This window comes from Streptomyces sp. NPDC048290, from assembly GCF_040652095.1.
Classification (GTDB): Bacteria; Actinomycetota; Actinomycetes; order Streptomycetales; family Streptomycetaceae; genus Streptomyces.
Map to the genome: position 1 here is coordinate 159,525 of NZ_JBEZLM010000001.1, position 15,251 is coordinate 174,775.

Sequence of the window (15,251 nt, forward strand, 5' to 3'; positions counted from 1 at the left end):
GTAACTCTCCTCACAGCAACATGCGGTCGGGTGCGGTCACTTGTCGTCGGCGAGTCCGGCCTCCAGCTCCTCGATCTGGCTCTGCGCGAGATCCAGGAGGGAGAAGTCGGAGGGGGTGTGGCCGCCGGCGGCGGGGTCGTCGGTGTGCGCGGCGAGGCCGCCGAGCAGTGCGTGCCAGGCCCGGCCGAGCGGTGCGAGACCGGCGGCGGGGCCGTGCAGTGCGAGGGTGAGTTCCGGTCCGTCGGGGGTGTCCCGCAGTCCGGCGACCGCCTCGACGGGGTGCGCCGGGGGCCGGGTGGTGCCGGGCCGGTCCAGCGGCTGCCAGGGGGCGCCGGGGACGGGGACGGGGTGCGGGTCGTAGCGGAAGGCGACGGCGGCCGGGTCCGGTGCGGACTCCGTCCGGGTCTGTTCCTTCACCGCCTTGAGCAGCTCCCCGGCGGCCCCGCCGCCCGCGCGTGCGCCGCGCAGATCGAGACCGTCCAGCTCGACACGGACCGGGACCGGCCGGGCGAACCGCCCTACCGTACGGGCCGGTTCCCGTACGGCGGGCTCGGTCTCCACCTCCAGCGCGACCGGCCCGGTCCCGGCCAGCGCGCCCACCAGCGCGGCCAGCACCACTTCGGCGGGCTCGCAGTGGAAGGTGGCCGGGGTGCGGTCGGTGAGGACGGCGGTGACGCCGGGCGGCAGGGACCAGGTCGCGTGGGCGCGGTCGTCGGAGGTGGGGTCGGCGGGGGCACGGTCGGCGTGGGTGTCGTCGCCGGGGACGGCGGCGGGCCGGGGAGCCGCCTCGGGCTGCTCGCCGGGCTGTACGGCGGGTACAGGAGCCGCCTCGGACTCCTCGCCGGGCCGTACGGCGGGTACAGGAGCCGCCTCGGACCCCTCGCCGGGCCGTACGGCGGGTATGGGAGCCGCCTCGGGCTGCTCCGTGTGCTGCCGGGCCCAGCGCCGGTACGACATCTCCGGCGGGTCCAGCGCGGGCGGCTGCCCGGCGGCGACCGCCTCGTACGCCGAGCGGAGATCGGCGGCGAGGGTCCGCCACGACCCGGCGTCCACGACCAGTTCGTGCACCACCAGCAGCAGCCGTCCGGGGCCGTCCGCGCCGGGCAGTACCAGCAGCCGTACGAGGTCGCCCGCCGCCGGGTCGAGGTGTCCGGCCGCCTCGCGGGCGAGGTCCTCGTCGGTGCGGTCGCCCGCGTCGGGCCGCTCGATCTGCCGGGCGGCGTCGGGCTGTCCGGGCTCCCCGACGACCAGGTCGGCGCCGATCCGGCAGCGCAGCATGGCGTGGGTGTCCAGGACGGCCCGCAGCGCGCCGGTGAGGGCGTCCTGGTCGAGACCGTCCGGGGCGGTGAGGGCGAGCCACTGGACGGGCCCGCCCCCCGCGGTGGGCACCGCCCGCATGGGCGCGGTCCACGGCACCTCGCCGACGGCCGTCTCCTCGGTCGCCGCCGCCTCGGCGAGCACGGCGAGCCGCTCCGGGGTCTTCTCCACGAACACCTGGCGCGGGGTGAGCACCACGCCCTCGCGGCGCGCCCGGGAGGCCAGCTGCATGGAGGTGATGGAGTCGCCGCCGAGCGCGAAGAAGCTGTCGTCGGCCCCGACCCGCTCCAGACCCAGCACCTCGGCGAAGAGCCGGCACAGCAGTTCCTCGGCGGGGGTGCGGGGGTCGCGTCCGCCCGCGCGGCCCGCGAAGTCGGGGGCGGGCAGGGCGCGCCGGTCGAGCTTGCCGTTGGCGGTGAGCGGCAGCCGGTCCAGGGGGACCAGGGCGGTCGGCACCATGTAGGCGGGCAGCCGCTGTTCGAGGCGGGTGCGCAACTCGGCGAGCAGGGCGCCGGTGCCGCGTCCGGCCGCCGGGTCGTTGGTCCAGGCCGCGGGGGGCGGTTCGGGCGCCGGGTACAGGTCGACCACCGGGGCCTCGGCGGCCAGTTCGGCCCGTACGAACACGGCGTCCACGGCGTCCGAGGCGGTGGCGGACCAGGTGACGCCGGTCCAGTAGCCCAGGCGGTCGCCGAGGGCGTACAGCTCCTCGACGTCCGGGGCGGCGGGCGGCTCGGACGCCGGGGTGGTGCCGTCGTCCAGGGCGCGGGCGAGGGCGACCTCGTGCGCGACCCGGGTGTTGGGCACGCCGGTCAGCCGCAGCCGGTCCGGGCGGGTCCGCTCCAGGTGGCGGGCGAGCGCGTCGGCGGTGCCGTCGGTGTCCGTCCAGGCCAGGGCGGGGGCGTCGGCGGCGGACCGGACGGGGGTGGTGCCGGTGCGGCGCAGCACGACGTCGTAGCGGTGGCGGCTCAGCTCGTTGTGGTGGGCGGCCCGCTTGAGCCGGATGTCCGCGCCCGCCAGGTCGGGCAGGGTGGCGCCGAGGGCGGCGAAGAACCCGGGGTCGACGAGGAGTTCCTTCTCCAGGGTGAGGTTCTGCTCCACGGCCCGGCGCAGGGCGGGCAGGTCGGCCCGGTCCGTGGCCCGCGCGCTCTCCACGGCCGTCGCGAAGGACCGCAGCAGCCGGTGGTCGCGGACGTCGCCGACGAAGACCGCGCCGCCGTGCACCACCAGGGCCAGCGCCTTCGCCAGGACGTCCCGCAGATAGTCCGCGTTGGGGAAGTACTGGGCGACGGAGTTGAGGACGACGGTGTCGAAGTGACCCTCGGGGAGCCCGGCGGGCTCGTCGGCGGCCTGCACCCGTAGCTGGACCTTGGCGGCCAGCGCGGGGTCGAGGTCGACCTGGCGGCGCAGTTCGGCCACGACCGGGGCGGAGAAGTCCGTGCCCCAGTACTCCTCGCACTCCCCCGCCAGCCGGGACAGCAGCAGTCCGGTGCCGACGCCGAGTTCCAGGACGCGGCGGGGCCGCAGTTCCCGGATGCGGTCGACGGTCCGCTCCCGCCACTCGCGCATCTCGGCGAGCGGGATGGGCTCACCGTCGTAACTGCTGTTCCAGCCCGCGAAGTTCTCGCCGAACGCGGCGTCGGTGGGCTCGGCGTGCACGGTGTCGTACAGCACCTGCCACTCGCCGACCTGGTCGCGGGCGACGCGCTGGTCGCGGTCCGGGTCTCGGTCGGCGGTGTCGGGCACGACATAGCCGACCAGGCGCCGGTCGCCCGGGGTGTCCTCGCGGGCGACGACCGCCGCCGCCGCGACCCCGGGGTGTCCGGCGAGCACGGACTCGATCTCGCCGGGTTCGACGCGGTGGCCGCGCACCTTGACCTGGGTGTCGGCGCGTCCGGCGAACTCCAGGAGCCCGTCGGGGGTCCAGCGGGCCAGGTCGCCGGTGCGGTACATCCGGCCGCCGGGGGTGAACGGGTCGGCGACGAACCGGGACGCGGTCAGCGCGGTCCGGCCGAGATAGCCCCGGGCGACCCCGGCCCCGGCCACGTACAGCTCGCCGGTGGCGCCGGGCGGCAGGGGCCGCAGGAAGGCGTCCAGGACGTAGGTACGGCCGTTGGCGATGGGGCGGCCGATGGGTACGGGGTCGGCGCCCGGCGTGAGGGGCGGGCTCATGGACGCGCAGACGGTCGTCTCGGTGGGCCCGTAGGCGTTGATCATCCGCCGGGTGCCGGACCAGCGGTCGGCCAGCGCGGGCGGGCACGCCTCACCGGCGACGATCAGGGTGCGCAGCCGCTCGGGCAGCTCGTCGGCGGTGGCCAGGGCGCTCGGCGGGACGGTGACATGGGTGATGTCCCAGTGGGTGAGGGCCTGGGTCAGCGTCACCTGCGGGGGCAGGGTCTCGGCGGGCGCGACCACGGCGGCGGCCCCGGACAGCAGGGCCATCAGCAGTTCGGACACGGCCGCGTCGAAGCCCAGCGAGGCGAGCTGGAGCACCCGGGCGTCCGGGCCGACGGCGAACCGGTCGATCTGCGCGGCGGCCAGATTGCCCAGACCGGCGTGCGGGACGACGACCCCCTTCGGAGTGCCGGTGGAGCCGGAGGTGTAGATGACGTAGGCGGCCTGCTCGGGCGGGACCGGCACCGGTTCCAGCGGCCGGTCCGGCAGGTCGGCGCCGTCCACGCGGACCACACCGCCTGTGTCGTCCAGGGTGACGATCCGCCCCGACCAGCCGTCGGGTACGGCGGCCCGGGTGCCGGGGGTGCACAGCAGGACGGCGGGGCGGGCGTCGGCGGTGAGATGGGCGATCCGGTCGGCGGGCAGCGCCGGGTCGAGCGGGACGAACGTGCCGCCCGCGTGGGCCACCGCGAGCAGCGCGGTCACCTGGCCCACCGAGCGCGGCAGCAGCAGTCCCACCCGGGTCTCGGCGGTGACCCCGAGGTCGCGGAGGTGGCGGGCGAGGCGGCCGGACGCGTCGGCGAGTTCGGCGTAGGTCGCCTCCCGGTCGGCGCCGACCAGGGCGGTCGCGGTCGGGGTGCGGGCGGCCTGCGCGGCGAACAGCGCCGGCAGCGCGGCCGGTTCACGGGGCGCGGCGGTGGCGTTCCATGTGCCGGTCACCAGGGCCCGCTGGGCGGGGCCGGTCACCTCAAGGCGTCCCACCAGGGTGTGCGGGTCGTCGACGAGCTGTCCGAGGACCCGGACCAGGGCGGCGAGGAGGTCCTCGACGTCGGCGCGGGTGAACGCGTCGGGCCGGTACACGAAGTCGCCGCGCACCCGGTCCTGTTCCAGCACCGCGACCAGGGTCAGCGGATAGTGCCCGGCGTCCTCGGGGGTCCCGGCGGGCTTGATGGACAGCGCGTCCGGGTCGTCGGAGCCCAGCGGGGGGCGCGGATAGTTCTCGTAGACGACAAGGGTGTCGAAGGTGGCGGCGGGACCGGCCAGACGCTGGATCTCGGTGAGTCCCAGGTGCTGGTGGGACATCAGCGCGACCTGCCGCTCCTGGAGGTCGGTGAGGGTCTCCAGCAGGGTCCGTCCGCCGTCCAGGGAGACCCGTACGGGCAGGGTGTTGATGAACAGCCCGACCATCGACTCCACGCCGGGCAGTTCGGTGGGCCGGCCGGCCACGGTCGTGCCGAACACCACGTCGGTGCGGCCGGTCAGCCGGGCCAGCAGCACCGCCCACACGCCCTGGAGCAGGGTGTTCAGGGTGAGGGACCGGCTGCGGCCGAGCGCGACCAGCCGCCGCCCGAGTTCCTCGTCCAGCTCGTACACGACCCGCTCGGGCTCCGCCGGGTCGGTGACCCGGTCGGCCGGGACCACCAGCGTCGGTTCGTCCACGGGGGCCAGCTCCGCCCGCCAGGCGGCGCGCGCGGCCTCCTTGTCCTGCCGGGCCAGCCACTCCAGGTAGGCCCGGTAGGAGGTGGCGGGCGGCAGGGCGCGGGCGGCGCCGCCCGCCTCGTAGAGCCGGGCCACCTCGCTCACCATCACCGGCAGCGACCAGCCGTCGGAGGCGATGTGGTGGCTGGTGAACGCCAGCCGGTGGCGCCGCTCGCTGATCCGCACCAGCAGCACCCGCAGCAGCGGGGCGGCCGTCAGGTCGAAGCGGTGCTCCTGGTCCTCGGCGGCGAGCCGTTCGAACGCGGCGAGCGCCTCCACCTCGGGCAGCGCGGACACGTCCTCGCTCCGCCAGGGGATCGCCACCTCCCGGGCGACGGTCTGCACGTACCGGCCCGACTCCAGCTCGCGGAACCCGGCCCGCAAGGTGGCGTGCCGGGCGACCAGCGCCTGCCAGGAGGCGCGCAGCCGGGCCACGTCCAGCGGTCCGGTCAGCTCCAGCCAGCGCTGCCCCTCGTAGACGTCGGGGCCCTGCTCGTCGTAGGCCGCGTGGAAGAGGAGGCCCTCCTGGAGCGGGGACAGCGGCCAGACGTCGGCCAGCGCGGGCACGGCCGCGTCGAGTTCGGCGACCTCGCCCCGGGTGAGGTCGAGCAGCGGGAAGTCGGACGGGGTGTGGCCGCCGACGGCGGGGTGGTCGCAGTGGACGGCGAGTCCGTGCAGCAGCGCCAGCCAGGTCCGGCCGAGGGCTTCGGCGTCGGCGGCGGCGAGCACCTCACCGGCCCAGCTGAGGCTGAGGGTCAGTTCCGGCCCGTCCGGGGTGTCCCGGACGGTCGCGCCCGCCTCCACCACGTGCTTGACGGGGGTGGCCGGGTCGACGGAGCCGCCGATGCCGCTCGTCGGCTGCCAGGGCTCGGCGTGCCGTCCGCCGGTGGGCGCGGCGGACCGGCCCAGGTAGTTGAAGCCGATCTGCGGGACGGGCAGCGCGGCCAGTTCGGGCGCGGTGTCCGGGTTGAGGTACCGCAGCAGTTCGAAGCCGAGCCCGTCGGCGGGCAGCGAACGGACCTGCTCCTTCACCGTCTTCAGCAGGTCCCCGGCGGCCGGTGAGCCGTCCAGCGCGGCCCGCAGATCGATCCCGGCCGCGTCGAGCCGTACGGGCTTGACGCTGGTGAACCAGCCGACCGTACGGGACAGGTCGGCGCCGCCGACCGCCTCCCGGCCATGGCCCTCGATGTCCACCAGTACGGCGGTGGACCCGTCGTCGCGGGTGTGGGCGACGCTTCCGGCGAGGGTGGCGAGGAGCACCTCGTGGACCCCGCAGTGGAACGCGTTCGGGGCGCGGTTGACCAGCGCGCGGGCCTGCTCGGGCGGCACGGTCCAGGTGGTCCGGCGGACGGTGGCCGCGGTGTCCCGGGCGGGGTCGAGGGGGCGGGCACCGATCCGTCCGACGCGGCCGGCTCCCTCGCCCGCGCCCAGCAGCTCCCGCCAGCGGGGCAGTTCGGCGGTACGGGTCTCGGTGCGGGCCTCGGTGGCGAGGTGTCCGGCCCACTGGCGGAAGGAGATCCCGGCGGGCGTCGGCTCGGGCGTCCGCCCGGCGGCGACGGCCTCGCAGGCGGCCCGCAGATCGGCGAGCAGCACCGGCCAGGACACGGCGTCGACGGCGAGGTGGTGCACGGCCAGCGCCAGCCGTCCCGGACGGGACCCGGCGTCGACCCACACGGCCTGGACGACGGCCCCGGCGACGGGGTCGAGCCGCCGGACCGCGTCCCGGGCGGCCTGCTCGGCGAGCGCGTCGAGTGAGCGGGGGGTGTCGGGGGCGGGGGGGACGTGGGACGCGTCAACGGGGTCGGAGGCGTCGGGCGCGTCGGGCGCGTCGGGCGCGTCGGGCGCGTCGGGCGCGTCGGGCGCGTCGGAGACGCTGGGCACATCGGAGGCGTCGGAGACGGCGGGCGCCTCGGAGGCATCGGAGGCGTCGGGCGCGGCGGAGGCACCGGATGCGTCGGATGCGTCGAGCGCGTCGGAGACGGCGGGCGCCTCGGAGGCATCGGAGGCGCCGGGCGCGTCGAAGGCACCGGAGACGCCTGGCGCGTCCGAGACGTCGGGCGCGTCGGCCGTACCCGAGGGTCGGGCCGGACCGGTCTCGTGGGCGGGGTCGCCCGTCCCCCCGGTCGCCGCGACCCGGCTGACCAGCGCCCCGGCGTCCCCGGCCCCCTGCTCGGCGACGAGCAGCCGGGGCGACTCGCCCGGTTCGACGCGGGCGCGGAGCATGTCGTGGGAGTCGAGCAGGGACCGCAGACCAGCGGTGAGGGTCTCCTCGCCGAGGTCCGGCGGGACCGCCACCACCGCCCACTGGGCGAGTCCGCCGGTCTCCAGCGCGCGCGGGGCACGCTCGCGCAGGGCGCGCATGACCGGCGTCCAGGGCACCTCGCCGCCCGGGTCGGCGGCGGACGCGTCCACGGCCGGGGTGTCGTCGGCGAGCCGGGCGACGGCGGCGATGGCGGCGGGCGTCTCGTGCTCGAAGACGTCCTGCGCGCTGAAGACCACGCCCTTGCGGGTACCGCGCGCGGCGAGCTGCATCGACATGATGGAGTCGCCGCCCAGCTCGAAGAAGCTGTCCTCGACGCCGACCCGCTCCAGGTTCAGCACGTCGGCGAAGAGTTCGCAGACCAGCTTCTCGGCCGGGGTGCGGGGCGCCCGGCTCTCGCTCGCGGTGAACTCGGGGGCGGGCAGCGCCCGGTGGTCGACCTTGCCGTTGACGGTCAGCGGCAGCGCGTCGAGCACCACGACCGCGGCCGGGACCATGTAGTCGGGCAGCGCGGCGGCGAGCCGCTCGCGCAGGGCGTCCGGCTCAGGGCGTTGCTCACCGTCTGAGACATCCGGGACGACATAGCCGACGAGCCGCTTCTCGCCCGGCCGGTCCTCGCGGAGGGCCACGACCGCCTGGGCGACCCCCGGGAGGGCGGCGAGCGCGGTCTCGATCTCGCCGGGTTCGACCCGGAAGCCACGGATCTTGACCTGGGCGTCGGCGCGTCCGGCGAAGAGCAGTTCCCCGTCGTCCGACCAGCGCACCAGGTCCCCGGTGCGGTACATCCGCGCCCCCGCCGCGAACGGCGAGGCCACGAACCGCTCCGCCGACAGCGCCGACCGGCCCAGATAGCCGCGGGCCAGTCCGGCGCCCGCGAGGTACAGCTCGCCCGTCACACCGGGCGGCACCGGCTGGAGGAAGGCGTCCAGGACATATGTCTGGCGGCGTCCGAGGGGACGGCCGACGGGCAGGACCGGGCCGGTCTCCTCGCCCGGCTCCAGCACATGCCAGGTGGCGCACAGCGCGGCCTCGGTGGGCCCGTACAGGTGCCGGACCCGGACCTCGGGGCAGGCGGCCCGGACCCGGGCGACGGCCTCCGGCGGGACGACGTCACCGCCGGTCAGCACCTCCCGCGCCCCGGCGAAGCAGTCGGGTGCCTCTTCGGCGAGGACCCGGAACAGCCCGGCGGTGACGTGGACATGGGTGACCCCGGCGGCGAGGTGGGCGCGGACCGCCGCCGCGTCCACGGCGGTGCCGGGGTCGGCGATCACCACGCGGGCGCCGGTGGCCAGCGGCACCCACACCTCGAACAGGGAGATGTCGAAGGCGTGCGGCGCGTGGAACAGCACCGTGTCGCCGGGTCCGACGCCCCAGCCGCCGTCCGCCACCAGGGCTGCGGCGCTCGCGTGCGGGACGGCGACGCCCTTCGGCGTCCCGGTCGACCCGGAGGTGTACATCACGTACGCGAGGTCGTCGCCGTCCGGCTCCACGGCGGGCGGCGCCCCGCCCTCGGCCGCCTCGGCGGACTCCAGCGTGACGGCGGGCGCGGAGTCCGCGAGGACGAACGCGATCCGCTCGGCCGGGTAGGCGCCGTCCACCGGCACATACGCGGCGCCCGTCTTCCACACTCCGAGGAGGGCGGCGATGAGCCCGGTGGACCGCTCCAGACGGACCGCGACCCGGTCGCCCCGGCCCACGCCACGGCTCGCCAGATGTCCGGCCACCCGGTCGGAGGCGGCGTCCAGCGCGGCGTACGACAGCTCCCGGCCGCCCTCGGAGACGGCGACCGCGTCGGGGTCCGCCGCGACCCGGGCCCGGAACAGGTCGAGGGGCGAGGCGGCGGGCTGGTCCTCCCCGGCGGAAGAGTTCGTGCTGTTCCACCCGGCGACCACCAGTCCGTGTTCCAGCGGGGCGGTGATGCCGAGGCGGCCGACCAGGACGGTGGGGTCGGCGGCGATCCGCTCCAGGACGCGTTCGAGCTGGCGGGCCAGGTGGAGGGCCTCGTCGTGGGCGAACAGGTCGGGGCGGTAGGTGATGTGCAGCCGCATCCGGTCGCCGGGCATGACGCCGACGGCGAGGGGGTAGCTGGTGCCCGCGCGGGTGCTGACGCGTTCGACGGTGAGCCGGTCCGGGTCGTCGGCGGGGGCGGCGGGGGCGGCTTCGCCGGGGTAGTTCTCGAACATCAGCAGGGTGTCGAAGGACGCGCCGGGGCCGCACAGCGACTGGATCTCGGCGAGGCCGAGGTGCTGGTGGGCGAGGAGCGCGGACTGCCGTTCCTGGAGCCCGGTCAGCAGGTCCAGCACGCGCTGCGCCCCGTCCAGCCGGACCCGTACCGGCAGGGTGTTGAGGAACATGCCGACCATCGACTCCACCCCGGGCAGCTCCGGCGGGCGGCCCGCGACGGAGATCCCGAACACCACGTCGGTGCGGCGGGCGAGCCGGGCCAGGACCAGCGCCCAGGCGCCCTGGGCGAGGGTATTGAGGGTGAGGCCGTGGGCGCGGGCGACGGCGGTGAGGGCGTCGGTGAGCGGGGCGGGCAGCAGCACCGAGTCGCCCTCGGTGGCCGCCGGGCCCCGGTTGCCGGTGGCGGGGGCGACGAGGGTCGGCTCGTCGGCGTCGGCGAGTTCGGCGCGCCAGGCGGCGCGGGCGGCGTCCTTGTCCTGCCGGGCGAGCCAGGCGAGATGGTCGCGGAAGGAGGGCGCCGGGGGCAGCGCGGCCGGGTCGCCGCCCGCGGCGTGGATCCGGGCGGCCTCGGCGAGCACGACGGGGGTGGACCAGCCGTCCAGCAGGATGTGGTGCGAGGTGAGCACCAGGCGGTGGCGGCGCTCGCCGAACCGGATGAGGAGCAGCCGCAGCAGCGGGGCGGCGGTCAGGTCGAAGCGTTCGGCGCGCTCCTGGCGGGCGAGTTCCTCGGCCTCGCCCTCTCCGGTCGTGCCCGTGAGGTCGGCTTCGCGCCAGCGGGGCTCGGCGGTGGCGGTGACGGCCTGCACGCTGCGGCCGTCGGCGAGTTCGTGGAAGCTGACGCGGAGCATGTCGTGGCGGGTGACGAGGGCGTTCCAGGAGCGGCGCAGCCGGTCGGCGTCCAAGGGTCCGGTGAGGTCCAGGACGCGCTGGGTGGCGTAGACGTCGGGGCCCTGGCCGTCGTCGTAGGCGGTGTGGAAGAGGAGGCCCTCCTGGAGCGGGGAGAGCGGCCAGACGTCGGTGAGGCCGGGGACGGCCGTCTCCAGCTCCGCCACGTCGGATCCGGTGAGCGGCAGCAGCGGGAAGTCGGACGGGGTGTGGCCGCCCGCCGCCGGGTCGGCGAGGTGCGTGGTCAGCGCGGTGAGCAGGGCGAGCCAGGTGGCGCCGAGGCGTTCGGCGGTGGCGGTGTCGAGGACGCCGGCGGCCCAGTTGAGGGTGAGGGTCAGGGCGGGTCCGTCGGCGGTGTCGCGGACGACGGCCGCCGCTTCCAGGGTGTGCTGGAGCGGGGTGCCGGGGGCCATGGCGCCGCCGAGCGCGGCCGGTCCCGCGGGCTGCCACAGGGCGTCCTCGCCGGTGGCGGCGGGGAAGCGGCCCAGGTAGTTGAAGCCGACCTGCGGGGCGGGCAGCGCGGCCAGTTCGGGCGCGGTGTCCGAGTTGAGGTGGCGCAGCAGTCCATGGCCGAGTCCGTCGGGTCCGGGCAGGGCGCGGGACTGTTCCTTGACGGCCTTGAGGAGGGCGCCGGCGGCCGGTCCGCCGGTCAGGGCGTCGCCGAGGTCGATACCGGTGGGGTCGAGGCGGACCGGGTGGGAGGCGGTGAACCAGCCGACGGTGCGGGACAGGTCGGTGTCGGCGAGCGCGGCGCGGCCGTGGCTCTCGACGTCGACCAGCAGGGGTCCGTCGGTGCCGCCGGGGCGGGTGCGGGCGACGGCCCCGGCGAGGGTGGCGAGCAGCACCTCGTGGACGCCGCAGTGGAAGGTCCCGGGGGCGTGGTCCACGACGGCCCGTGCCTGGTCGGCGGGGAGCGTCCAGGTGTGGTGGAGCAGGGTGGCGGCGGTGTCGCGGGCGGGGTCGAGGGGGCGGGCGCCGAGCGGGGTGTCGCCGTCGGCGAGGACGCCGCGCCAGGCGTCCAGTTCGGCCAGCCGGGCGGGGGCGTGGGCCTCGGTCTCCAGGAGGGCGGCCCACTGGCGGAAGGAGGTGCCTGCGGGGTCCAGCGCGGGGGTCCGGCCGTCGGCGGCGGCCTCGCAGGCGGCCCGCAGGTCGGGCAGCAGGACCCGCCAGGACACGCCGTCGACCACCAGGTGGTGGACGACCAGGACGAGCCGTCCGGCGCGGTGCGGTCCGGCGTCGACCCACACCAGCCGGGCCAGGGGGCCGTCCGCCGGGTCGAGCCGGTCGGCCGCCGCGCGGGCGGCGCGTCCCACAGCCGCGTCGAGATCCTCGCCGTCCTCGCCGTCCTCGCCGTCGTCCACGGCGACCCGGGTCACCAGGGCGGCCGGGTCGGCGGTGCCGGGCGCGGGGACGGTGAGCCGGGCGCCGTCGGCGGTGCGGGCGCGGAGCATGGGGTGGGTGTCGAGGAGGGCGCCGAGCACGGTGGCCGGGAGGTCGAGGCCGAGCGCGGGCGGGGCGGTGACCACCGCCCACTGGGCGAAGCCGGGACGGGCGGCGGCGGGTCCGAGGGCGCGCATGACCGGCGTCCAGGGCAGGTCGCCGGTGGCGTCGGCGGCGTCGGTGCGGGCCGCCGACGCGGGGCGGGCGGCGGCGGCCAGCCGTTCCGGCGTGCGCAGTTCGAAGATCTGGCGGGGCGTCAGCACCAGGTCGGCGCGGCGGGCCCGGGACACCACCTGGAGGGAGGTGATGGAGTCCCCGCCGAGATGGAAGAAGTCGTCGTCGGCTCCGGCGCGGGCGACGCCGAGCACCTCGGCGTAGATCGCGCACAGGATGTGTTCGGCGTCGGTGCGGGGGGCGCGGCCGGTGGCCAGGACGGCGAAGTCGGGGGCGGGCAGCGCGCGGTGGTCGACCTTGCCGTTGCCGGTCAGCGGGAGCGCGTCGAGCACGATCAGCGCGGCCGGGACGAGGTAGTCGGGCAGCAGCCGGGCGAGCCGTTCGCGCAGCAGCGCGGTGTCGGGCGCCTCGCCGTCCGGGACGAGATAGCCGGTGAGCCGCTTGTCGCCGGGGCGGTCCTCGCGGGCCACGACGACGGCCTGGGCGACGCCGGGCAGGGCGGCCAGCGCGGCTTCGGCCTCGCCGGGTTCGACCCGGAAGCCGCGGATCTTGACCTGGGCGTCGGCCCGTCCGGCGAAGAGGAGTTCGCCGTCGTCGCTCCAGCGGGCGAGGTCGCCGGTGCGGTACATGCGCTCCCCGGCGGTGAACGGGGAGGCGACGAACCGTTCGGCGGACAGCGCGGCCCGGCCCAGGTAGCCGCGGGCCAGTCCGGCGCCCGCGAGATACAGCTCGCCGGTCACACCGGGCGGCACCGGCTGGAGGAAGGCGTCCAGGACATGGGCGCGGCGGTTGGTGAGGGGGCGTCCGACGGGCAGCACGGGGGCCGGGCGGTCGCCGGGCTCCACGAGGTGCCAGGTGGCGCACAGGGAGATCTCGGTGGGGCCGTACAGATGGCGTACCCGGACCTCGGGGCAGGCGGCGCGGACCCGTTCGACGGCCCGCGCGGGGACGACGTCCCCGCCGGTCAGCACCTCGCGGGCGCCGGCGAAGCAGTCGGGCGCCTCCTCGGCGAGGACCCGGAACAGCCCGGCGGTGAGATGGACATGGGTGACCCCGGCGGCGAGGTGCTTGCGGACGGCGGCGGCGTCCAGGGCGGTGCCCGGCTCGGCGACGACCACCCGGGCGCCGCTCGCCAGCGGTACCCACAGCTCGAACAGGGAGATGTCGAAGGCGTGCGGCGCGTGGAACAGCACGGCGTCCCCGGACCGGGTGCCCCATCCGAGGTCCCCGACGAGCGAGGCGACGGCGCGGTGCGGCACGGCGACGCCCTTGGGCGTCCCGGTGGACCCGGACGTGTACAGCACATGGGCGAGGTCGTCGCCGTCGAGTGCCGGGCGTACGGCGGGGGCCGGGCCGCCGCTCCAGAGGGTGTCGTCGAGCGGCAGGAGCGGGGCGGGCGGGTCCTCGGTCAGCAGGGCCCGGGTGCGGGGGTCGCAGACGACGGCGGCCGGGGCGCAGTCGGTGAGCAGCCGGGCGATCCGCTCCGCGGGGTGCCCGGTGTCGACGGGGACATGGGCCGCGCCGGTCTTCCAGACGGCGAGCAGGGTGGCGAGGAGTCCGGCGGAGCGGTCCAGGACGACGGCGACCCGGTCGCCGCGGCCCACGCCCAGGCCGGTGAGCCGGGCCGCCAGCCGGTCGGCGGCGGTGTCGAGGGCGGCGTAGGTGAGCTGGTGTCCGCCGTCGGTCACGGCGACGGCGGCGGGCGCGGCGGCGACCTGCCGGTGCCAGAGCGCGAGGACGCTGTCGCCGGGGGGCGGGGCGGTGGGGGCGGTGCCGTGGGCGGTGACCCGGGCGCGTTCGGCGGCGGGGATCGCGTCGATCCGGCCGACGGGGGTGCGCAGATCGGCGGCGAGCTGTTCCAGGACCCGGACGAGCCGCTGGAAGACGGCCCCGGCGGTGGTGTCGTCGTAGAGGTCGGGGCGGTAGTCCAGCTTGAACAGCATCCGGTCCTTGGGGACGGCGACCAGGGTGAGCGGGTAGTGGGCGGTCTCCTGTCCGGCGGCGAAGCGCAGGGTGAAGGCGTCGGGGGCGGCGGGCCGCTCGGGCGGGCGGGGGTAGTTCTCGAAGACGACGAGGGTGTCGAACCCGGCGCCGGGTCCGGCCAGCCGCTGGATCTCGGCGAGTCCGAGGTGCTGGTGCGCGATCAGCGCGGACTGCCTGGCCTGGAGGTCCTTGAGCAGGTCGGCGGCGGGCCGTCCGGCGTCCAGCGAGACCCGGACGGGCAGGGTGTTGATGAACATGCCGATCATCTGCTCGACGCCGGGCAGGTCGGCGGGGCGTCCGGCGACCGTGGCGCCGAACACCACGTCGGTGCGGCCGGACAGCCGGGCGAGGACCATCGCCCAGGCGCCCTGGACGACCGTGTTGAGGGTGAGGCCGTGCTGCCGTGCGGCGGCGGTCAGCCGGGCGGTGGTGTCCTCGGGGAGGTCGGCGATCAGGCTGCGCGGCAGCACCGGGTCGCGGGACGGGTCGGCGGGGGCGACGAGGGTCGCCTCGTCCACGCCGGAGAGTTCGGTCCGCCAGGCGGCGCGGGCGGTGTCCTTGTCCTGCCGGGCGAGCCAGGCGAGGTAGTCGCGGTAGGAGCGGGGGGCGGGCAGGTGGGAGGCGTCGCCGCCGTGGGCGTAGACGTCGGTGAGTTCGTGCAGCAGGACCGGCATGGACCAGCCGTCCATGATGAGGTGGTGGCTGGTGACGATCAGCCGGTGCCGGTCGGCGCCGAGCCTCAGCAGCAGCAGCCGCAGCAGCGGCGGGGCGGCGAGCTGGAAGCGGTGGGCGCGGTCCTCGGCGGCCAGTGCGGCGGCCCGCGCCTCGGCCGCCGCCGGGTCGAGTCCGCTGAGGTCCTCGGTCCGCCAGGGCAGTTCGGCGGCGCGGGCGACGACCTGCACGGCCTCGCCGGACTTGCGGCGCCGGAAGCCCGCCCGCAGCACCGGGTGCCGGTCGGCGAGCGCCTGCCAGGACGCGCGCAGCCGTCCGGCGTCCACCGGGCCGTCCAGGTCCAGGAGCCGCTGCCCTTGGTAGACGTCCGGGCCGTCGCTGTCGTAGGCCGCGTGGAAGAGCAGGCCCTCCTGGAGCGGCGACAGCGGCCAGACGTCCTCGACCTGGGATCGGGTCATCGCGTAAC

The 15,251-nt window shown here is 76.7% G+C and carries 1 protein-coding gene; it reads right to left on the minus strand.

The genetic code is table 11. The annotated features are described in order from the left end of the window. Positions 1 to 36: 36 nt before the first annotated feature. Positions 37 to 15,243, minus strand: a complete 15,207-nt coding sequence (locus tag AB0D49_RS00650; RefSeq protein ID WP_362748412.1) for an amino acid adenylation domain-containing protein — start codon at positions 15,241 to 15,243, stop codon at positions 37 to 39. Between the last annotated feature and the right edge of the window lie 8 nt (positions 15,244 to 15,251).

Coding starts and splice junctions, on each gene's coding strand:
- AB0D49_RS00650 (WP_362748412.1), bottom strand. CDS start 15,243: ATGACCCGATCCCAGGTCGAGGACGTCTGGCCGCTGTCGCCGCTCCAG.